The 21,504-nt window shown below is 41.1% G+C and carries 19 protein-coding genes and 1 pseudogene; 4 read left to right on the top strand and 16 right to left on the bottom strand.

The window, feature by feature from the left end:
- Nucleotides 1–113 precede the first annotated feature (113 nt).
- Complete coding sequence (locus tag KQI39_RS13620) at nt 114–662, bottom strand: hypothetical protein (RefSeq protein ID WP_216419004.1); 549 nt, start codon at nt 660–662, stop codon at nt 114–116.
- Nucleotides 663–924: 262 nt separating this feature from the next.
- Here KQI39_RS13620 and asnA point away from each other — a divergent pair, with 262 nt between their 5' ends.
- Nucleotides 925–1,935 (top strand): aspartate--ammonia ligase, encoded by a 1,011-nt coding sequence (gene asnA, locus KQI39_RS13615; protein ID WP_148448506.1) that lies wholly within the window; start codon nt 925–927, stop codon nt 1,933–1,935.
- A gap of 48 nt (nt 1,936–1,983) precedes the next feature.
- Nucleotides 1,984–2,409 (top strand): CBS domain-containing protein, encoded by a 426-nt coding sequence (locus KQI39_RS13610; protein ID WP_021977908.1) that lies wholly within the window; start codon nt 1,984–1,986, stop codon nt 2,407–2,409.
- Nucleotides 2,410–2,530: 121 nt separating this feature from the next.
- On the opposite strand, the gene nagA is transcribed toward KQI39_RS13610, so the two are convergent.
- The 6 genes from nagA to KQI39_RS13580 form a co-directional block, all read right to left on the bottom strand.
- Nucleotides 2,531–3,634: an N-acetylglucosamine-6-phosphate deacetylase gene (gene nagA, locus KQI39_RS13605; protein WP_216419002.1), complete on the bottom strand. Its 1,104-nt coding sequence runs from the start codon at nt 3,632–3,634 to the stop codon at nt 2,531–2,533.
- 28 nt (nt 3,635–3,662) lie between these two features.
- On the bottom strand, nt 3,663–4,406 hold the full coding sequence (gene nagB / locus KQI39_RS13600) for a glucosamine-6-phosphate deaminase (protein ID WP_148448503.1): 744 nt from the start codon (nt 4,404–4,406) through the stop codon (nt 3,663–3,665).
- A 158-nt stretch (nt 4,407–4,564) separates the two neighbouring features.
- Nucleotides 4,565–5,308: an amino acid ABC transporter ATP-binding protein gene (locus tag KQI39_RS13595; protein WP_216418999.1), complete on the bottom strand. Its 744-nt coding sequence runs from the start codon at nt 5,306–5,308 to the stop codon at nt 4,565–4,567.
- Entirely contained in the window at nt 5,295–5,987 is a 693-nt protein-coding gene (locus KQI39_RS13590) for an amino acid ABC transporter permease (protein WP_059086976.1), read from the bottom strand. The genes KQI39_RS13595 and KQI39_RS13590 overlap by 14 nt, the downstream gene beginning before the upstream one ends.
- Nucleotides 5,988–6,131: 144 nt before the next feature.
- A complete protein-coding gene (locus tag KQI39_RS13585; protein ID WP_216418997.1) occupies nt 6,132–6,908 on the bottom strand; it encodes a transporter substrate-binding domain-containing protein in 777 nt (258 codons plus the stop codon).
- 171 nt (nt 6,909–7,079) lie between these two features.
- Nucleotides 7,080–9,596, bottom strand: coding sequence for a leucine-rich repeat protein (locus KQI39_RS13580; protein WP_216418995.1), 2,517 nt, complete (start codon nt 9,594–9,596; stop codon nt 7,080–7,082).
- A gap of 206 nt (nt 9,597–9,802) precedes the next feature.
- Here KQI39_RS13580 and dapF point away from each other — a divergent pair, with 206 nt between their 5' ends.
- Nucleotides 9,803–10,657 (top strand): diaminopimelate epimerase, encoded by an 855-nt coding sequence (dapF, locus tag KQI39_RS13575; RefSeq protein ID WP_216418993.1) that lies wholly within the window; start codon nt 9,803–9,805, stop codon nt 10,655–10,657.
- Nucleotides 10,658–10,709: 52 nt separating this feature from the next.
- Here dapF and KQI39_RS13570 read toward each other — a convergent pair whose 3' ends face one another.
- The 9 genes from KQI39_RS13570 to KQI39_RS13530 form a co-directional block, all read right to left on the bottom strand.
- Nucleotides 10,710–11,510 (bottom strand): hypothetical protein, encoded by an 801-nt coding sequence (locus tag KQI39_RS13570; RefSeq protein WP_216418991.1) that lies wholly within the window; start codon nt 11,508–11,510, stop codon nt 10,710–10,712.
- Between the two features lie 294 nt (nt 11,511–11,804).
- Nucleotides 11,805–12,731, bottom strand: a complete 927-nt coding sequence (locus KQI39_RS13565; protein WP_216418989.1) for a hypothetical protein — start codon at nt 12,729–12,731, stop codon at nt 11,805–11,807.
- 260 nt (nt 12,732–12,991) lie between these two features.
- Complete coding sequence (locus KQI39_RS13560; protein WP_216418986.1) at nt 12,992–13,864, bottom strand: hypothetical protein; 873 nt, start codon at nt 13,862–13,864, stop codon at nt 12,992–12,994.
- Between the two features lie 514 nt (nt 13,865–14,378).
- Nucleotides 14,379–14,534, bottom strand: a complete 156-nt coding sequence (locus tag KQI39_RS13555; protein WP_330654060.1) for a hypothetical protein — start codon at nt 14,532–14,534, stop codon at nt 14,379–14,381.
- 315 nt (nt 14,535–14,849) lie between these two features.
- Nucleotides 14,850–16,646 carry a glycoside hydrolase family 2 protein gene (locus KQI39_RS13550; protein WP_216418984.1) on the bottom strand — a complete coding sequence of 599 codons (1,797 nt, stop codon included), beginning with the start codon at nt 16,644–16,646 and terminating at the stop codon, nt 14,850–14,852.
- A 38-nt stretch (nt 16,647–16,684) separates the two neighbouring features.
- The gene (locus KQI39_RS13545) at nt 16,685–17,515 is read right to left on the bottom strand and encodes a carbohydrate ABC transporter permease (protein WP_216418982.1); all 831 of its coding nucleotides are present in this window, start codon (nt 17,513–17,515) and stop codon (nt 16,685–16,687) included.
- Nucleotides 17,512–18,402 (bottom strand): carbohydrate ABC transporter permease, encoded by an 891-nt coding sequence (locus KQI39_RS13540; protein WP_253293195.1) that lies wholly within the window; start codon nt 18,400–18,402, stop codon nt 17,512–17,514. The genes KQI39_RS13545 and KQI39_RS13540 overlap by 4 nt, the downstream gene beginning before the upstream one ends.
- A gap of 89 nt (nt 18,403–18,491) precedes the next feature.
- Entirely contained in the window at nt 18,492–19,814 is a 1,323-nt protein-coding gene (locus tag KQI39_RS13535; RefSeq protein WP_216418979.1) for an ABC transporter substrate-binding protein, read from the bottom strand.
- Between the two features lie 480 nt (nt 19,815–20,294).
- Nucleotides 20,295–21,215, bottom strand: coding sequence for an ArsR/SmtB family transcription factor (locus tag KQI39_RS13530; RefSeq protein ID WP_216418977.1), 921 nt, complete (start codon nt 21,213–21,215; stop codon nt 20,295–20,297).
- A gap of 115 nt (nt 21,216–21,330) precedes the next feature.
- Between KQI39_RS13530 and KQI39_RS13525 the strand changes: the two are divergent.
- Nucleotides 21,331–21,504 (top strand): annotated as a pseudogene (locus KQI39_RS13525) (IS982 family transposase); the annotation flags it as partial.

Genomic DNA, 21,504 nt, shown 5'->3' with positions numbered 1-21,504 from the left:
TATATTGTGCTAGGCATGAGTATACCACAGCTGGGAGGAAAAGAAAAGGGATATTTCTGTATACAAAAAAATACAGACTTTTAGCACTGCATGATCTCACTGCGGAAATATTCTTACAAATTCATTTGGAACCATTCTGCGATGAAATCCCATATCTCGGGAAGCAGGGCGACCAATGCCACTATAAGCCATATGATCCAGCTTATACTGTTTCTTTTCCGGCCTTCGTTCTGCTGCTTTTTCCCCTGATTTAAAACTTCTGTACGATTTCTGTTCGCCGTTGTTTTATACACGGTACTGCCTGCCGGTGCGGTCTTTTTCACAGTTGCAGCTGCATTTCCTGTATTTCCTATATTTCGGTTTCCGCCTGGATTCCGGTTCACTCCTGCATTCCGTCCCGTATTCATATTGCGGCCTGCATTCGTATTCCGCCCCATATTCGTACTCTGCTTCACCCGGCCGCTGCGCTGTGCTGTTTTATCCACAGTCTCTCCATACTGCCGCATCATATCCCGCACTTTGGCGGAAGCATGTCTGTAATGTACCTCACGGGGCTCATTAAGATGGTAAAGTACTTCATCATTTCTGTAAGGCATCCCGCACAGTGAACACCTGCCATTTACAACCCTGCCGCCACAAACCTGACACTTCTCACCTGCCATAAACTCCCTCCGTTCTGTCCGTTAAAACGGACATTTACATTTATTTTTATCAATCGGACATTCCCATTTCGTCCTGCTGCATGTCCCTGAATGCGAGCATTACACAATTTACATTCAGTATATCATATCATGCTCTCAATACCCAGTATTTTTCCCTGGTCCAGGCCCGGACTTCACACCTCCTTATATTGCCACCCTGGCCATTTTCTGCTATAATACCCCACAGAGCAACAAGCCAAAAAATCATCAGGAGGAAGCGATAATGAACACAATCACAATCCCCGCAACCTATCATGCAGACCTGAACCTCCATGACACACAGATTGCGATCAAAACAGTAAAAGATTTCTTCCAGCAGACACTCTCCCAGAAGCTCAACCTTCTCCGAGTATCCGCTCCAACATTTGTAGCACCGGAATCCGGCCTTAATGACAATCTTAACGGTGTAGAGCGCCCGGTAAGCTTTGATATCAAGGCTATCGAAGGCAGCAACGCCGAGATCGTACACTCCCTTGCGAAATGGAAACGCTACGCTCTGAAAAAATACGGTTTTTCTCACGGTGAAGGCCTCTACACAGATATGGTAGCGATCCGCCGCGATGAAGATCTGGACAATATCCACTCTGTTTACGTAGACCAGTGGGACTGGGAAAAAATCATCTCCAAGGAAGAGCGCTCCATGGAGACTCTCAAGGAGACCGTACGCACCATCTACAGTGTCCTTCGTAAAACTGAGAAATATATGGCTGTACAGTACGACTACATCGAAGAAATCCTTCCGAAGGACATCTTCTTCATTACAACACAGGAGCTTCTTGACATGTATCCGGACTGCACACCGAAGGAACGTGAATACAAGATCGTCCGTGAAAAAGGTGCCGTATTCCTTATGAAAGTCGGAAAAACTCTTACAAACGGAGAGCGCCACGACGGACGTGCCCCGGACTACGATGACTGGGAACTGAACGGCGATATCCTTGTATACTATCCGGTACTTGACATTGCACTTGAACTTTCCTCCATGGGAATCCGTGTTGACGAGGACGCACTTGACCGCCAGCTTACCGAGGCAGGCTGCGATGACAGAAGAGAACTTCCTTTCCAGAAAGCCATCCTGAACAAAGAGCTTCCGTACACCATCGGTGGTGGTATCGGACAGTCCAGAATCTGTATGTTCTTCCTGCGTAAAGCACACATCGGAGAAGTACATGTATCTCTCTGGCCAAAAGAAATCACAGATGCTGCAGAAGCACACGGACTTCAGCTTCTCTAAAACATCTTGCAGATTTATTTATAATTTTTGCGGAAATGAGGTAATAACGTGAACATTCTGTTTTTTCTGATTCCCAAAAGCGAAGTCGCCTACATCTTCGAAGATGAGACCCTTCGCCAGACCCTTGAAAAAATGGAGCACCGCAAGTACTCCTGTATTCCCATTCTCACCATGGACGGCAAATATCTCGGCACCATCTCAGAGGGCGACCTTCTCTGGGGCATGCGCCGGGCAGACATTCACGATATCAAGGAAACAGAGGGCGTTCCCATCATGGCAATTCCACGCCGTGCCACCTATAAACCGGTCCACGCAGATTCCAATATGGAAGATCTCCTGGACCGCGCCATCAATCAGAACTTCGTGCCAGTTGTGGATGACCAGGGAGCCTTTATCGGAATCATAACCAGAAAATCCATCATCAAATACTGTTACAACGAAATGAAAGCCGCACAGGGCGCTGCTGAAGAATAAACTCAGCTACCAGCCCCCAAAAACAAAAACAAGGCTCCGGTTCCCGGGATAAAGCGAATATTCTCATTCTGCTTTCCCGGGAACCGGAGCCTTATTCTCTGTCCTTCTTTATCTGATTCGATCAGATCACCCTCACAATATTCAGCTTCTCATCTGCAAGTACCATATCCGCCCGTTTTCCAGGCACAAGAGAGCCCACCTCTCCATAGATGCCAATGCTCTTTGCAGGATTTCTGGTGGCCGCAAAAATCGCCGTACGCTCCGGCACACCCATTGCGATCACGCACTGCATACATTCATAGAGATTGGTTGCGGAACCGGCAATGGTGCCATCCTCAAGAACCGCCTTCCGGTTATTCATAATCACCTTCTGGCCGCCCAGCTCATAAACACCATTTTCCATTCCTGCCGCCATCATGGAATCGCTGATCAGTACAATCCGTTCTTCCCCGAACATCCGGAATGTATTTCTTACTACTGCCGGATGAATATGAATTCCATCTCCGATCATCTCCGCCATACACAGCGGATCATCTGCCGCTGCTGCGATCACTCCAGGCGCACGGTGTCCCAGCGGATTCATGGCATTGTACAGATGGGTTACATGATGGGCACCCTTTTCCATGGCTTTTGCCGCGCAGTCATAATCCGCACCTGTATGGCCGATGGAAATCACCACATCATCTTTAAACGTTTCAATAAACTCCTCTGCGTCTTCCATATTCGGAGCCACAGTCACAACCTTTATCCTTCCACCGGAAGCGTTCTGACATTCCCGGAAAAATTCAATGTCCGGTTTGCGGATGTATTCCTCCACATGTGCCCCCTTTTTCGCAGGATCCAAAAACGGTCCTTCCATATTCAGGCCCACAATCCTGGCGCAGCTCTTATCCTGCTCCACTTCTGTTGCGGAAGCAAAAATCCGGATCAGCTCATCCATGGGAAGTGTCATAGATGTAGGACAGTAGGAAGTAACTCCGTGAGCTTTTTCATACTGGAGAATTTTTTTCAGGCCGGCCGCATCTGCGTCTGAAAAATCATGTCCGACCGCACCATGGCTGTGAATGTCCACAAGTCCCGGCAAGATTTTCAGTCCGGAAGCGTCAATTTCTTCTTTATCAGAAACTTCCGCCTCACCGGATACAAGTTTCCCGTCTTCTACATAAAGATCCATTTTCCGGAAGCTGCCATCTTCCTGAAAAACATTTCCATTTCGGATAATCATAACTTTTTTGCCCCTCTCTGCGCTTCCTCTATAAAAGTCCTTTTTCACGGATCAGGCTCAGTGCATCCTCATCTGCCACAACCGTGAGATCCGGATGAAGCTGCAGAATAGATGCCGGAACATTCGGTGTGATCGGTCCGTACAGGGAATTGTACAGGGCTTCTGCCTTGGAAGTTCCCGTTGCCATAAGGAGGATTTTTTTTGCTGCCATAATGTTCTTGATTCCCATAGTGTAGGCCTGTTTTGGAACCTCATCCATACTCTCAAAGAATCTTGCGTTGGCTTTGATTGTACTTTCTGTCAGATCCACACAATGGGTTTCTTTCTCAAAAGCCGCTCCCGGTTCATTAAATCCGATGTGCCCGTTTCCGCCGATACCAAGAAGCTGCATGTCCACACCGCCGGTTTTCCGGATGATTTCATTATACTGTGCACACGCCTTATCACTGTCCTCTTCCAGCCCGTCAGGCACAAAGGTTCTCTCCTTGTCAATATTTACATGGTCAAAGAGATTCTGATTCATAAAATAACGGTAACTCTGGTCATTGTCACCGGAAAGTCCCTTATATTCATCCAGATTCACACTTGTCACTTTTGAAAAATCCAGATCTCCTTTTTTGTACCACTCCACCAGCTGTGCATACATGCCCACCGGTGTGGAACCGGTAGCAAGTCCGAGAACCGCATCCGGTTTCATAATAATCTGTGCAGACATGATATTGGCTGCTTTTCTGCTTACATCCTGATAATCTTTTCCTGTGTAAATAGTCATAGTTTTTCCCCCTTAGTTTTTTGCTGTAAAACCCTTTTTTCTCTGATTATTATAACATACTTTCCATTTCAGAAGCTGTCATACCACAAAAAAACTGATATTTTCCTCCTGCATTTCTGTACAGGACATGGAAAATATCAGTTCGGCGTAATTCGAATTTATAATGTTTTTGAAAGGAATTCCCGAAGTCGTTTATTCTTCGGATTTGCAAAAAATTCTTTCGGGGAATTCTCCTCCTGGATCTTTCCTTCATCAATGAAAAGAACTCTGGTTGCCACCTCACGGGCAAATCCCATCTCATGGGTTACCACAACCATGGTCATGCCGGATTTTGCAAGCTCCTGCATCAGTTCCAGAACCTCTCCGACCATCTCCGGGTCAAGTGCGGATGTCGGCTCATCAAACAGCATCACATCCGGATTCATGGCAAGAGATCTCGCAATGGCAATACGCTGCTTCTGGCCACCGGAAAGCATATCCGGATAGGAATCCGCCTTATCCGGAAGACCTACTCGTTTCAGAAGCTCCAGTGCCGTTTTTTCTGCCTCTTCCTTACTCATAAGGTTCAGAGTTACCGGTGCGAGCATGATGTTCTCTTTTACCGTCTTATGCGGAAACAGATTGAACTGCTGGAATACCATTCCGATCTTCTGACGGTGACGGTTGATATCCACCTTCGGATCTGTGATGTCGGTTCCCTCAAAGAGAATTTTTCCCCCGGTTGGCTCCTCAAGAAGATTCAGAGAACGGAGAAATGTGGATTTACCACAGCCGGACGGTCCGATGATGGCTACTACTTCACCTCTGCGGATCTGTGTGGTGATCCCGTTGAGAACCTGATTGCTGCCATATGCCTTTTCAAGTCCCTGTACATCCAGAAGCACTTCATTACTTACGCTCATTGGTTCTCAGCCTCCTTTCAAGTCTTCCTACCAGATAGGTAAGGAAGCAAACGATCACAAGATAGATCGCAGCTACTACCAGCAGCGGGAACAGTGCACTGTAGGTCTGGCTTCGGATAATGTCTCCGCCACGGGTCAGATCCATAAGTCCGATATAACCACTGATGGATGTCTCCTTCAAAAGTACGATCAGCTCATTTCCCAGGGCCGGCAGGATGTTCTTGACCGCCTGCGGAAGAATGATCTTGATCATAGTCTGTGTATAGTTAAGACCCAGGCTCCGTCCTGCCTCAAACTGTCCCTGATCAATAGACATGATACCGGAACGGACGATCTCAGCCACGTATGCAGCAGAGTTCATACCAAAAGCGATAATGGCAACGACTATCTTACCCGGATCTATGGTCGCAAAAATAACATAAAATACGATCAGCAGCTGTACCATCGTTGGTGTGCCACGGATCACGGTCAGATAAACACGACAGATCACATTAAGGATCTTAAGCTTACCTGTCTTATCATGTGTAGAACGGACAATAGCAATGACAAATCCCAGAAAAATACCAAGAAGTACAGCAAAAAAAGTAATGATGATGGTATTTTTCAGACCGGACAAAATGAACTGCCAGCGATTGTCGTCCAGAAAGTTAAACTGAAACTGTTCAATAAGACTCAAAATTTCCACCCTTTCCAAAACTACAGGTTCCGAAATCCGGAAAACATACCCGGATATCCGGAACCTGATCATTCGCTACTGAATTCTGCAACGAATATCTGTTTCTCAGCTTATCCGTTCAGAATCCTCTGATTTCTCTGTACAAAATTATTTCTTTACGATAACAACCTGCTCTGCAGTTGTGTACGGATCAGTGAAATCAACGCTCTTTTTACGATCCTCTGTTACTGTCATTCCTGCAGCACCGAAATCAGCTTTTCCGGATTTAACAGAATTTACGATCGCATCAAACTCCATATCCTCGATCTTCAGCTCATATCCAAGCTTGTCGCAGACAGCCTGAGCGATATCAGCATCAATACCTACGATCTTATCTCCGTCGTAATATTCGTATGGCTGGAAGGTTGCGTTTGTTGCCATGGTAAGAGTTCCCTTGGAGTGATCTGCATCCTTAGGAGTCTCATATGGTGTCTTACCTGCATCATCACCGATATAGTTATCTCTGATGGAATCCAGAGTTCCGTCATCCTTCAGCTCCTTCAGAGCCTCGTTAAACTCTTTGGTAAGGTCTGCATTATCTTTGGAAAGGCAGATCGCATACTCCTCTTTATCAAAAATATCCTCAACGATCTCAAGATCATCGTTTTTCTCAACAAATTTCTTAGCAGGCTCGCTGTCGATCACTACGCAGTCAATCTTACCCTGTTTGAGAGCCATAACAGCGTCATTACCTTTGTTGTATCTCTCTACTGTTGCGTCCTTAACCTCTGTAGCGTCTGCGTCACCGGTTGTTCCAAGCTGAACACCGATTTTTTTACCGGTAAGGTCATCTACGCTTTTGATCTCATCTGCTGCAAAAACAGCGGATGTCATGGATACTGTCATTGCTGCTGCAAGTGCAAGTGCCATAAGTTTTCTTTTCATTTCTTTTTTTCCTCCTGTTTCTGTGTACTTTACGTTATGTCTCTCTCATTTTCCGTCGGCCCGGTTCGTAATGTACAGGAATAATTATACATATTTATGCATACTGCTTTGTTTTATGATACCATGTTTTTCATAAAATGCAAGCACAGAAACACCATAACCTCGATTTTCCTATTTTCTTACCGTGATTTTTTTCACAGTACTGTATGTTCCATATACGTAATTTCCCGCAGAATCTTTTCTGAATCCCCGTACTTTTACATAGTAGGTTTTATTTTTCTTCAGATTGGAAAGTACCACAGACGGTTTTGATGAATTTACTTTTTTATACCCACTGAAATTACTTTTTTCTGCATATATAAACTGATAACCACGGACACCTTTGATTGTATTTACGGATACATTCAGTTTCTGTCCGGCTGTGTTTGTCAGCTTGCTGATCACGGCCTTTGAAACAGCGGTCTTTGTCCAATGTGCATACAGTGTCTGGCTTTTGGATATTTTTGTTTCGGCTGTTACTTTTGTGCCTCCGCTTTTTGCTGTGTACCAGCCTGTGAAGGTATAGCCTTTTCTTGACGGAGACGGCAGTGTTCCTGCTTTTGCCTTTATCTTGACATTCTTGGTTTTTGTGGTTACTGTGCCGCCGTTTGGATTAAACGTCAGTCTGGCAACCGATGGATCGGTTACTGTTATTTTTCTGGTGGAAGCTCCGTTTTCATATCCTGCAAAATACATCTTGATGGTTGCTGTTCCTGCACCTACAGCTGTGATCTTTCCACCCTTCACGGTGCATACGGATGTATTGGAAGATTTCATCACAACTCCCGTATTTTTCATCGGCATACCATCCCACAGAACAGTTGCGGTTGCTGTCTGGCCTTTTTTGAGGGAAGTTGCGGAAACGTTCAGAGAAGCTCTGTAGTATTCTTTGTCTTTGCTTACGACGATTTTGCGGTCGTTTGTTTTGTCTTTGTATGAAGATGATGTTGCCTTATCTGCTCCGTCATAGCTGAAACACTGTACCCAGTAATAGTAACCATTGTAGCATACACATCCGATTCCGATGCTCTGGTAATCTTCTCCCAGAATGTTTGCCTTATGGCCTTCGGAATTCATCCACATATTCATTACAGCGGATGCAGTAGTCGTACCGGCTGCGATGTTTTCTCCGTGCATTTTGGAATTGGCAGTGAAGCATACTTTTCCACAGGGTCTTGTATGATCCCAGTAAAGTACATTCTCAAATCCTCGCATCATTGCGGTTTCAAGAAGGCTTTTATCCATGGTCAGTGCCTTCAGGCCGCGTTTTTTTCTTTCCTTATTTACCAGATTCAGTACTTCAAAGGCTTTTGTATAACATTCCTGTGCACGAACGTTTACTTTTACACCGCTGACGTAAGTTCCATCCTCAATTGTCTGAAATCCGCCGCCTGCAAATTTAAGTTTGGTGGTGCTTTCGAAACTGTCTCCAATTTTTGTAACTGTGGAAGGGATTGTTACCTCTTTCAGGGCAGTGCAACCCCAGAAAGCTGAATCTCCGATGCTGGTAACTCCCTCCGGAATTACCACCTTGGTCAGCGCGGCTGCTCCAAAACAGCAGCTATCCGGAATCTCTTTTATTCCTTTTTCAAAAATCAACGTGGTCAGTTTCTCCGCGCGGATAAATATATCTGATCCCATCTTCTTCACAGTATTGGGAATGGTTACTTTCGTAAGATTTGTGTAGGAAAAAGCACTTTCCCCGATACTTGTCACATTTCCCGGAATCCTGTATTCTCCCTCACGGCCGCCCGGAAAAGCATATAATGTTTTACCATTGTCTTTATAGAGAATGCCATCGCTGGTACTGTAAACACCTTTTCCAGTCATCTCAAAAGCCTGCAGATTCCACAGTCCGGTAAGGCTTGTTCCGTACAATTTCGTCACACTTGGCGGCAACACCAATGTAGTCAGTCCGGATCCCCAGAATACTTCTTCTCCGATCATTTCCAGGGAATTACCAAGAGTCAGATCGGTTAACGACGGAGTACCGGCAAAAGCATCTCTCTGAATGGTTTTTACCGTATTTCCCACCACTGCTTTTTTCAGATTGGAACAATTCATAAACGCTTCCGTTCCGATATAGGTAACACCATCTTCTACATAAACTTCTGTTATCTCATCTTTATAATCATCCCAGCCGGAAACATTTGATTCGGTTATCTCACCGGTAAATAAATCTGTGACAACATAAAAATCTTCCATCTCCCCATTTCCGGAAATCGTGAGAATTCCATCTTTCAATGTCCAGTTTACACCTTTTCCACAGGTACCCTGTTTTTCTTCTCCATCCGGAGTTTCTCCGTCGGAAAAAAGATCATCCTCATCGTCCATATCACTTTCTGCAGCTGCATCAGGCTCCAGATCCTCCACCTGTGAATCTTCGTTTTCCGGCAGTTCCTCCACAACGTCCGGAATTTCGGTATCCTCTGCTGGTTCCTCCGGCATTTCCTCTGACGGTTCTTCTGTAACTTCCGGTTCTTTTACCGCCGCATCTCCGATCTCGGTTTCTTCATCCACTTCCCCGGTGGCTTCCTGAACACTTTCTTCCGAAAAATCTTCCGCAAATGTTACAGCAGGCTGAATCGCCATCGCCGCGCATATGGAAACTGCCAGTGCTTTTTTCAGCCAGATGTTCTTTCTTTTCATGTACTTTTCCCCCTTCTCGTGAGCGTTATGAAAATATTATAAATCCCGGTATTTTTTCTGTCAATCTGCGGGAAAATTCACTTTTCGATAACAATTATCCAGTATACTATAATATCTGAGGAAGAAACTGGTATATTTTTCCGGCAGGGGCTTGTGTTCCTCCGGAAAAAGCAAGTATAATATTCAGGAATAAGGAGGTTATCATTATGAAATTCACGAAAATGCACGGCATTGGAAACGATTATGTATATGTAAACTGTTTTGAGGAGACTGTCAAAGATCCTGCCGCAGTGGCAAAATTTGTCAGCGACCGCCACTTTGGCATCGGTTCCGACGGCCTGATCCTGATCCGCCCGTCTGAGATTGCGGACTGCGAGATGGATATGTACAACCTGGACGGTTCCCAGGGAGCCATGTGCGGAAATGGTATCCGCTGCGTTGCCAAATATGTCTACGACCACGGCATTGTGGACAAAACTTCTTTAAGCATTGCCACAAGAAGCGGTATTAAATATGTAGATCTTACGATCCGCGATGGCAAGGCTTCCATGGTAAAAGTCAACATGGGCTCCCCGATCCTCACTGCAAAAGAGATCCCGGTGGTTGCCGAGACCGAGCAGGTGATCAACGCTCCCATCACCGTTGACGGAAAAGAGTATCATATGACTGCAGTTTCCATGGGTAATCCTCATGCTATCATCTACGTAGATGATGTGGACAGCCTTGACCTGGAAAAAATTGGTCCGTCCTTTGAGAATCACGTTTGCTTCCCTGACAGGGTCAACACCGAGTTTGTTCAGGTGATCGACCGCCACACCGTTAAAATGCGTGTCTGGGAACGCGGCTCCGGAGAGACTCTCGCCTGCGGCACCGGCGCCTGTGCAGTCACAGTAGCTTCCATCCTCAACGACAAAGTTGACGGCAGCAAACCGGTGACCGTACAGCTCCTTGGCGGAGACTTAAACATCTCCTGGGAAAGAGACGAAAACCTTGTATACATGACCGGTCCGGCAACTACGGTGTTTGATGGGGAAATTGATCTTGGGTTTTTAGGTGAATAAATGGAAATGGAGGGAGCTTTTTGTAGCTCCCTCCTGACATATTATACCTCTGTTATATTTCTGTATCTCCCCCGGCAAAACGTCTCAGTTCTCCGGACATCTTGCGGTATATATTTTTGTAGTGCGACTTGGGGGATACCTGTTTAATGTTTAATTCGCCGCTTTTTTCATTGAATATCGCCCCCAGGCGGTATCGGTTCCTGTACATGAGCAGCCCATTTGCCTCTTCCAGAATCTGTTTTGCAAGCAGTGAATCTGTTCTTCTGCAGAAAATTACAAATGTAAAATATATTGGCTGTTTTTTCTCTTCTTCATCAAGATTATCTTTCCAAAGTTCTCCGAAAAAATCATTCAGCTGTTTTGTATGTTCGTCTTTCAGAATTTCTGTTTCTGCAATACATAATATATGAACTTCTGATATTTCTGTTTTCTTATAAAAAATAACCTTTCCCTGGCCTGAAAAGTCGAATTCACAAACTTTTTCATAGCCATCCGATGCACAGGAGTTCTTTATATTTTCTTTTACATTGTCGTTTTCTTCGTATTGATATACGCTAGCACAGTTCCGTGGCAAAGTTTTCAGTTCTTTCGGCCAGTTAAGATAATAATCCTGGCCTATGAAACTGAATGGCTTCCAGATTTTATCCCTTCCTGCGTAGTATCGGAAACTTCTGTTATAGATCACAGCATAATAAATCCTTGTAATTATATATCCAATGACAATTACAACATAAATTCTTTCAAGAGCATCTATGGTCATCCAGACATACATCCCATACACTATAGGTTTATTATCCAAGTTCGTACCATGAGCCAAAAACAGAGCTATCATTGTTATACCAACTATACACAAGGTCATCATCTGCCAGAAAAAAATTCCTTTCTGATATGCACCCCACTTGGAATGCTTCGATTTCTCCCGCATAAATCCCATGGAATACAGAGGATTTAATTCATCAAACCTGTCCGCCTGCCGGTACCCTTTTCCCGTATTCATCCCTCTTAAAGAAAGAATACCCGCTACCAGCAATGCCATAACATACGTAGCATTTCCATAAGAACCCATGAACAGAAAAACATAGGTCATGAAATATGTAAGGACACAAATTTCTATTACTGTTATCATACAGTTTTCACCTCATCCATTTTATAGTTCTGCTTTCACCTCTGCCAGTTTTTGCAGTTCCTGATTCATTTTTTCATACTGTCCCTTGTATTCTGATGCATTGTATACTGGTACTATCTGAATGCTGTTCTCTTCCGTATTATATACAGCTGCTATACGGTACCGTTTTTTATCCATATCAATTCCCCAGCCCGTATCTGTAAAGTAATCCGATGTTCTGGTATTACATCCCACTGCAAAAACAGCCAGAAAATATATTTCCTTCTTCTGTTTTTCAGGCGTCATATATGTTTTCCAGTAATACTCAAAACTCTCATCCAGAAAATGCAGATCTTTTCCTTTCATATAACCTATGTTTATCTGAACATAAAGCCAGACTGCATTCTCTTTTTCTCTGGAATAAAAATCTATCTGCCCATGTTCATTCCTGCAATAACTGTCTATATAGGTATAACCACATTTCTGTACATTGTTCTGCAACATTTCTTTATTCTGTAACTGCGTAGGAAAGTACCATTTTCCCTTTTCTGAACTGAGTTGTATTCTTTGACTCATAAAACGAAACGGCATCCAGATTCCTTCTTCATTTTCCATATACCGAAAACATTGTTTATAGATTTTTACATACTTGATATATACCCATATTTTAACCATGGCTGCCACAAAGGAAAATGCCGTAAAAAGAAACACCACAAAAGGCAATACACATTCCGGATAAAACCAGCAGAATATGACATAACTCTCGAACGCGATCATCCAGGTAATCATGATTCTCTGCAATAATGCAAAATCTTTCAGTTTAGCATTTTCTCCATCATATAATATCAAAGGCTTCTTCAACAGATTTTTCACATAAAATGGATTCGTGTCATTATAAACATCCGCCACAACGTATTTTCTTTTATTATCACGGATGGTCATGATATATAAGGTCAATACCGGCCACATTATGTTTAAACTCCACAGTCCCGAATTTATCACCCAATGAAAAGCCGGTATCTTTGTACCTATAAGCAGACCAAGATATTCATAACTGTTTCTGAGAATTCCAATATTAAGAATAAGGCTTCCCATAATGACCAAAAGCTTTACAACCGTTGAAAACATATGTATAAAAACCCCTTTTCTTACAAAGTCTGGAATATCTTTGTCATCCGTCCCCTGCTTATTGCTTTTCACAATTGAAGCAGAGGACTTCCTTAATTCAGTTAAACTTCTTCCTTTTCCTCTACCATCTCAACTATATCCAACAACTCCCTACGCATCCGAACATATTTATATTTCTGCTTAGAGTGGAGAAATGGTGGCATGAGCTTTACCTTCTGCTCTTTTCGGTTATATACGGCAATCAGGATGTAATCTTTTTTCAGCACTTTGGCCAACTCAAACAACTTGTTTTCCATGCCCCAGCTTATATCTTTCACATCAAACCAGAAGACACCGTATATTTCTTTCATTCCAGGATCTTGTTCCTGTTTGCTTCGCCTGAACTTTCGAAATGCTTTTTTTATTTGATAGACATCTTTATTAGTCATCATCGACATCTCAGCCAAAGCAAGGATACTCAGATTTTTTCCTTCCGGCTTTTCATAAAAATCCCAGAACTTCCGCCCATACTTATCCCAGTATATCTTTTTGGATGTTGTTGAAGCATTTCTTTCAAAAGCAGATAATATGGCTTGTCTTACTTTTTCTGGTTTGTATATATCTCGGTAGCTTCTTTTATAGATTCTTGCGTACCTTGCATATTTTGTATAGATCACTCTATAATAAATATCTACTGATACCCATCCTATAATAATCATAATAAAGTATACAAACCATATTCTTCTGATCACAATTATGATATGAAGAAATCCCCACACTGCTATGAAGATTCTAAGCACGACTGCTCCTATTGTAAATATAAGCATTGCTATCTGAAAAATGTAATATCCATCCATATATGCACGCCACGTAGCATTTCGTGCTTTTTCGTTCATTAATCCATATCGGTATAAAGGATTCCAGTTTTCATAATCTTCTGCGTCACCAACACCTCTGCTGTTCGCTCCTTGATTAAATAAAATTATATCTTCCAACAGTCACAGTAACTGTATAGCTGCAGGATGAAGCTCCGGCCATATACCATACAATAGCCACCAGAAAAGAAAAAATGACCACCAAACAAGTGATTTTATAAATTGCTTACATTTTTTTCTCATATTTAGCCTTTATATACGTAATAATAGCTTTTATAGCAAAATGGATATCTCACCGACCGAATTTTTCTTCTGCTCTTTTCATCCGATAACCTGCAAGTTCTCTCAGGCTGCCTTCCAAAGAACAATTCCCTCCTTTTGCACGTTCTGATAAAATGGTAGAATTCTTCCCCATTTCTGCATGTTCTTTTCCTGAATATCAATAATAGAAAAGACTCTGTCATACCGGAGATCCAAATCTGACGACCAGCGGATAAATTTTTCTTTTTTTTATTATAACCTGAATAATTTCACCCTACAATATAAAAAGAGAAAATCCAATCTGTAAGAAATACTCTCATTTTCTCAGAAAAGATTTTCCCCTTTTATAGTTCATTTGTCTTAATTTATTTTTTCAGATAAATACCCGAATCCGCTCCACAATAAATACTGCCGCACACGCCAACAGCATTACTATGATCGGACTTTTTTCTTTGTAGATGGCTATGAGGGCTACGAAGAAGTCTGCGGCACCGGAGATGATACTGTCTGTGGCTTTCAGGATGACCAATTTCGAGTGCCCGACACCCTGAGACAGAGTTTTAATCCATCTGTGACAGTAAAAAAGTCAAAAACTCCGTCCCCTTTGGTCCCACCTTTTCAACTCCGTTCTCTTTCTATATGCTTTCGAATATTTTTTCCATCAATTCGCCTGATTTTTAGTCTACGAATTGATATCATCTTATCACAGAAAAAAGGGCTTTTCTACCATAAAATATATAAAAGAAAAAAAGTCCCTCACCCGACAGCAAAGGACTCTCTTTCTTTATTCTAATTTTATCACTTTTATCGCAACAAACTATTTTTTCATTTTTCAGACTATCTATCAGGCTCTCCAATAACCAACTCTGCGTTCATTAATTTCCCTGATTACTTTTGGATCAACTTTAAAATTACGGTCAATATCCATCAGACCATTAATCTCCTGTTGAACATCTGTCACCTGAGTATAGCAAAATCCGCAACAATATGGAAGCTTTTTCACTGCTGTTGTAATATCATCAAAACGTTTAATGAACTCTTCCTTTGTATTTACTTTATTTCCATATCCCCATCCGGAATCATCATTATTAAATGCAATTCCACCATATTCACTGATGATTACAGGCTGCCCATGGTAAGTATATCCGTTTGCCATTGCAGATTTAAACCCACAGTGATATACATCTGAATTAAGGATTTCTTTCTGATATTCCACATAACGTTTATAGAAAATATCACCATTTTCTTCATAATCATGAAGAGTAATAATATCTGAAACTGTATGTTCCCAGCCGTCATTTACAATTACTGGGCGATATGGATCCATACTCTTTGTAAGATGATAAATCATTTCTGTAAAATGCTGTTCAGTGCGTACAGTTTCAACTTGACTTACACCCCAGGATTCATTTACAGGAGTCCATGTGATAATACATGGATGGTTGTAGTTTTGTCTTACAATTTTTATCCATTCCTGTGTAAATTCTTCTACTGCATTATCTGAGTACTCATATGTCGCAGCCATTTCACTCCATACCAGCATTCCTTTTACATCACACCAGTACAGAAAACGTTCATCCTCTATTTTCTGATGTTTTCTCAATCCGTTATATCCAAGTGCATGAATCTTATCAATATCCTCAAGCAATGCTTCTTCACTTGGTGGTGTCAAATGAGAATCTTTCCAGTAACCCTGATCCAAAATCAGCCTCTGATAAATCGGACGTCCATTCAATAAAATATTTGGTCCGTCAATCCGGATTTCTCTCATTGCAAAATAAGAAGTAATTATATCTGTAACCTTTCCATCTACAGCAACCTTAAAAGTAATGTCATACAATTCCGGAGACTCCGGACTCCATGGACGAATTCCCCCCCATTCAAACCCACAATCACCTCTGTGAACAACATCTAATGTAACTTTCACTGAATCTGATTCAATTCTGGTAACAGTTTGATTGATCAGAATATCTTTAAAAGAGACTTCAGCGGTCACTTCCACTTTTTTCTTATATGTGCATTCCGCTGCATTTATCTGATACTCCAATTCCAGTACTCCTTTTGACAAAACAGGAGTCATTTTCGCAGATTCAAGGCTGGTTTCCGGTACATATTCTGTCCATACAGTTTTCCAGATTCCTGTTGTCTGCACATACCAGCATCCAAAATTTTCATTCACCCAACGTTGCTTTCCGCGTGGCTGCTGAGTATTAAATGAATCCTCCACTTTCACGGTCAGGCTATTTTCTCCGACTTTTACCATATTTGTAATATCAAAGGAAAAGCGGGAATATCCACCTTTATGTTCTCCTGCGTACTGTCCATTTACCCAGACTTTCGTACAAAAATCGCTTCCCTCGAAATGCAGCATCAGACGATGTTCATTAAGTTCTCTCTGATTTACTGTGATATTTCTCTGATACCAAATCTGATTGTGGCATGTCTCATCCTGTATTCCACTCAGTTTTGTTTCATAAGTAAAGGGAACCTGGATTTTTAATGCCTCCGGAAAAGAAATATACCATTTTTCTTTTTCCCCGCAATTCTTATCATCAAATGAAAAGTTCCATTCTCCGTTTAAATTTTCCCAGTTTTCTCTAACGAACTGTGGTCTTGGGTAATCTTTTTTATAACATTTCATATTCTTAAACTATCCTCCTGTGATTAATACAAATTTTATTATCCTTTGACAGCTCCCTGCGTAATGCCTGCCACGATCTGACGTTCAAATATAATATAAAGAATGATCATAGGCAACGATGCAACCATACTTGCAGTCATTGGTTTTACATAATCCACTGTATAAGTCGTTGCAAAGGTAGGAATACCTACCGGAAGCGTAAACATCTTATCACTCATCGCGCAAAGCAACGGCCAAAGATAATTATTCCAGCTTCCAACAAAAGTAAAAATGCAGACGGTTGCTATAATCGGCTTTGATAAAGGCATTACAATCTTAAAAAATGTAGTTAACTTTCCTCCGCCATCGATTTCTACTGCTTCCAGTAATTCTTTTGGCAATCCTCTAAAAAACGTTACCATAATAATAAGATTCATAGATCCTGCAATAGTCGGAAGAATCATTCCCGCATAACTATCTATCATATGCATACTTTTCACTGTGATAAATAGCGGTACAATAGTCGCCTCTCCCGGAACCATCATTCCAAGTATCATATAAAACAGAAAAAATTTACTTCCTTTAAATGGAAGTAATGCCAATGCATATGCAGCCATTGCAGTCACTATAATGGTTGCCGCGGTTACCAAAACTGCAATCAGAAGACTGTTAATAAACCATAATGGTACAGAAGAATTAAAAATAACATCTTTATAATTTTTCAGTGTGTACGGAGGAGTAAACCAACTGATAACTGAGCTGATCTTTTTTCCCTCATGTTGTAGTGATACAAAAAACGCCCATACGATTGGTCCGATATAAATCAGAGCCAGAACTACAGATACGATATCCAGTACTACCTTTCCTGCCTTTATGTGTTTTTTCATCATCTGTCACCCCCTCTTTTCTGTATAAGCATCTGTGCAAGAGAAAGAACAAGAAGGATTCCGAACAGAACATATGACATGGCCGCTGCGTATCCCAGCTTATTTTTCTGAAATGCAGTCTCATAAATATACTGAATCAACGGTTTAGTACTGCCAGCCGGACCACCGTTTGTAATTAACTGAATCTGGCCAAACACTTTGAAACAGGCAATCAACTGAAGCAGTGTTACCAGATATGTAGTTGGTTTTAAAAGAGGAAGTGTAATTTTAAAAAGCTGCTGTCTTGCATTCGCACCATCAATCGCTGACGCTTCATAAAGTCCAAGATCTATATCCTGTAACGCAGAAATATAAAGCATCATGCTAAAACCAATCGTCCACCACACAGTCATACTGCAAATTGTTACCCACACAAGTTTAGGCTCCATAAGAAACTGAAATTCTGTATCTGCCGGAATCAAGTGAAGCTGATGGAGAACACCATTCACCAAACCTGTATATGGTGTAAATGTATATTTAGCAACAAAAGATGCAACTGAAACAGACAGGACACCCGGCAGAAAATATGCTATTCTGAGACCTTTTTTCATTCGTGTACCTCTATTTGCCAGAAGAGCAAGAATCAGCGCAAAAATCACCAGAATCGGAACTGTGATTATAACAAATTTACAGGTATTAGAAAGAGCCATCCAGAATTTTTTGTCAGAAAGAAATTTTGTGTAATTTTCAAAACCTATAAATCTTTGTTTCCCCATCAATCCCCATTTATGCAAGCTTACATAAAAGCCCTCAACAATAGGCCATATGGTAAAAGCTGTATAAAGGATTAAGAATGGAAGCATAAACGCCAGCGCAGTCAGAAATAGTTTCCTTTTTCTCTCTTTACTCAATTGGTTTACCTCCTTTTCCGCCTGAAATTCAGACAGTTTTTACGTTTTTCTAGAAAAGGGAAGTACAAAAACTTCCCTTTTGCAAATATTTAGTCCAAATTCGAAGACAGTTCATCGTAAAGGTTATCAATTCCAGATTCAACATCTTCACTGCCAGTCCAAATTGCATCCAAGCTCTGAATCATGCCGTCTTTCATTGCATAGAAATGAGGATTCTTAGACGGAAGAACCGCTTTTTCCAGTTCATCCATGTAATTGCCTCTATACGGAAGTTTTTTATATTCATCATTATCAAGAACATTCTTGTTTGCAGGAATCTGTCCGGACTCTGCCCATGTAAGCCCGCCATTTTCAGAAGCAGATACCATAAATTCTACTGCCGCTTTTGTATCTTCCTCAGACCTTTCACCTTTTACAGGAAGAATAAATGTGTGGGAATCTGCCCAGCAGTGATCTTGATCAAAAAGCTGTGGAAAACTCTGCACACCAAAGTTCAATCCTTCTGTCTGTTCCATTGCACCAACTGCCCAGGTACCGGTAAACATAAATCCTGCTTTTCCCGCCTGAAACAGTTTCTGATGATCATCAATACCAGATGCAATGTAACCATTGTCATAAAGAGTTTTCACAAAATCTGCTGCTTTTACTGCTATATCTTTATCCAATGTTACTTCTGTTCCATCATCATTTACAATCGGAGTTCCACCCATCTGATAATAGGTTGCCCACCACACACGATATGGATCATCACCTGTATTAGTTAATGAAATTGGGCTTTCTCCATCTCCCATAACTGCTTTTACCTTATCTAGCATATCCATAAACTGATCTTCGCTCTTAATATCCAGTTTCCCATCGGAATTCAGTTCAATTCCTGCTTTTTCCAGTATATCTGTGTTGTAATAGAAAACTTCTGCATGTGTATCCAGAGGAATCGCATAAATCTCTCCATCAAAAGTTACTGCATCCAGTGAATTCTCAGAATACATAGAAGAAAGATCTACTCCCAATTCATCCAGATAATCATCCAAAGGTTCTACAACTCCCTGATCTACCAGTTCTGCAAGTTTGGAAGCATGGGACAGGCCAATATCCGGTCCTTTATCTGCTGCTACTGCTGTCTGAAGTTTTGTATAATAGTCTGCCCACACCAGCGTAATCGGCTGTACCTGTTTTGTTGGGCTTCCTGCATTATAATCGTCAATGATCTTGCTTATATATTCACCATCACCACCGGTAAATAAAGACCACATAACCAACTTATTTTTATCAACTTTCACATCTTCTGGATTATTCACTGTTCCATCTTCATTTACATTAGAATCTTTCGCAGTTTCTTCTGCAAATACGTTCACCCCCATAGAAAGAAGCATTGTTCCAGCCAACAGTACACTTAAAAGTTTTTTCTTCATCTCAAGATCCTCCTTGTCACATTTTTATCAAATTTGTTTTTCTACACTTCTCCTGATTTTGTTTCATTTCGTCAATTAAAACAAGATTACTGTTTTTATTTTCTTTTCAGTAACTTTGAGATCTCCTTTTATTACATTAATGTTGTTACTTATACGTATATATTACACCTTTTTCATAATCTGTCAATATAAATGTTTTGTTTTTATGTGCATTTTTCTAATTTATTTTTATTTTATAACAGTGTTACTGTTTTAATTATATACTTTTATTTTTTTATATACAGTTTTACTGTTCCTTTTATAACTATTGTCCCGTTTAACATATTACCGCCAGACATTCATAAGTCGCATTTCATTTACGAACTATCACTTAAATTATAACCTCTTGTTGCTCATTGCTTTGGTTCCATATAAGTTTCATAAATATAAAAAGAAGCCTTATATCAAAAAGCTTCTTTTTAGCATATCAAATGTTTTATCTTAATATTCAACTGTGAGTACAATATCCTGATTGTAATCTCCATAGTGTTTTCCAAAAATATTAAAGCCTCCTTCATATTGCGCTCCAGATTTATTTCCCACACGCACCGTAATATAGGATTGCTTCATAATTTCCAACTGTTCTATTGTGATATCTCCCAAATATTCTCCATTCAGATAAGTCCCCTCCTTGCGCACTTCCCATATCATCGGCAAACCATACTGTGTACTTCCATTAGGCCATGAGGGGGGATTTAATCTTCCTCTCCTTGAACCAAAATCGCTTGGGCATGTCCACGTTCCTATATCTTTTCCATTAATCCAAATTGTAATATCCGATTTCCAATCTTCATTATATCCAGATGCTTCAGAACAGATTTCCATAGACAAAGATAATTTCTTTGCAATTCTTTTCTGTGGAATTCCGTTAGGAAATTTATATTCCAGATATCCGGATGAACTCCAGATAATTCCAGCATTAATTCTGTCCGGACAATAAAAGCTCTTTTCCGAATCTTCATATCCAATATGTCCATTCGGTCCGTACAATCCACAAGTAGGAGTCACTTTGCAATCAAAAAAGGCACCTATAGGCATTTCTGTACTGAAAATCTCATCAATATCCGTATTTTTTTTAATGAGATTCACAGTAATAAAATCCGCCTTTATCCTACAAAATTTTGCAGTACCTCTGTTACCTGGTTGTCGTTCCATTTGCACCAAGCCCGCCTGTTCCAGAATATTCACATGAAATGCTGTACTGGAAGCAGGTAAATCGAGTTCTTTTGCAATGTCTCCGATAATCATCCCCTTCTCATATAATAACTGTAAAATTTCAATTCTTATAGGTGACGAAAGTGCCTTTCCAAGATTGCACAAAGCATCTATCTCCTGTACATCATATTCCTTAAATTTTGCCATTTGTTCTTCCTCCCACATAAATTAACTTGTTGTGCTAGATAAAATAAAATATAAAGAAACTTCAACAAAATGTGCTATCCTATTTGTAGGTAATACAGCGAAAGGAGGCATCATTATGTTGAAGTTCCAAGATAATAATACCACTGTTATTGCAACTTTTGAAGACTTTATTTTAACCGCTTACGTTATTATTGACGAATTGTATCATCAGTTTGCACCTCCAGAAGTTACCAGACGACGGCATATCCTGAATGCAAAATTATCTGACTCAGAAATCATTACTATCAGT

Source organism: Blautia sp. MSJ-36, from assembly GCF_018917985.1.
In the GTDB taxonomy this organism is placed as follows: domain Bacteria; phylum Bacillota; class Clostridia; order Lachnospirales; family Lachnospiraceae; genus Blautia_A.
This window is presented reverse-complemented; position numbering and strand designations above follow the sequence as displayed.

What these genes read in the sequence shown, in the direction of transcription:
- KQI39_RS13620 (WP_216419004.1), bottom strand. Translation starts at nt 662, where the DNA reads ATGGCAGGTGAGAAGTGTCAGGTTTGTGGCGGCAGGGTTGTAAATGGC.
- asnA (WP_148448506.1), top strand. Translation starts at nt 925, where the DNA reads ATGAACACAATCACAATCCCCGCAACCTATCATGCAGACCTGAACCTC.
- nagA (WP_216419002.1), bottom strand. Translation starts at nt 3,634, where the DNA reads ATGATTATCCGAAATGGAAATGTTTTTCAGGAAGATGGCAGCTTCCGG.
- nagB (WP_148448503.1), bottom strand. Translation starts at nt 4,406, where the DNA reads ATGACTATTTACACAGGAAAAGATTATCAGGATGTAAGCAGAAAAGCA.
- KQI39_RS13595 (WP_216418999.1), bottom strand. Translation starts at nt 5,308, where the DNA reads ATGAGCGTAAGTAATGAAGTGCTTCTGGATGTACAGGGACTTGAAAAG.
- KQI39_RS13585 (WP_216418997.1), bottom strand. Translation starts at nt 6,908, where the DNA reads ATGAAAAGAAAACTTATGGCACTTGCACTTGCAGCAGCAATGACAGTA.
- KQI39_RS13580 (WP_216418995.1), bottom strand. Translation starts at nt 9,596, where the DNA reads ATGAAAAGAAAGAACATCTGGCTGAAAAAAGCACTGGCAGTTTCCATA.
- dapF (WP_216418993.1), top strand. Translation starts at nt 9,803, where the DNA reads ATGAAATTCACGAAAATGCACGGCATTGGAAACGATTATGTATATGTA.
- KQI39_RS13565 (WP_216418989.1), bottom strand. Translation starts at nt 12,731, where the DNA reads ATGTGGCCGGTATTGACCTTATATATCATGACCATCCGTGATAATAAA.
- KQI39_RS13550 (WP_216418984.1), bottom strand. Translation starts at nt 16,646, where the DNA reads ATGAAATGTTATAAAAAAGATTACCCAAGACCACAGTTCGTTAGAGAA.
- KQI39_RS13545 (WP_216418982.1), bottom strand. Translation starts at nt 17,515, where the DNA reads ATGATGAAAAAACACATAAAGGCAGGAAAGGTAGTACTGGATATCGTA.
- KQI39_RS13535 (WP_216418979.1), bottom strand. Translation starts at nt 19,814, where the DNA reads ATGAAGAAAAAACTTTTAAGTGTACTGTTGGCTGGAACAATGCTTCTT.
- KQI39_RS13530 (WP_216418977.1), bottom strand. Translation starts at nt 21,215, where the DNA reads ATGGCAAAATTTAAGGAATATGATGTACAGGAGATAGATGCTTTGTGC.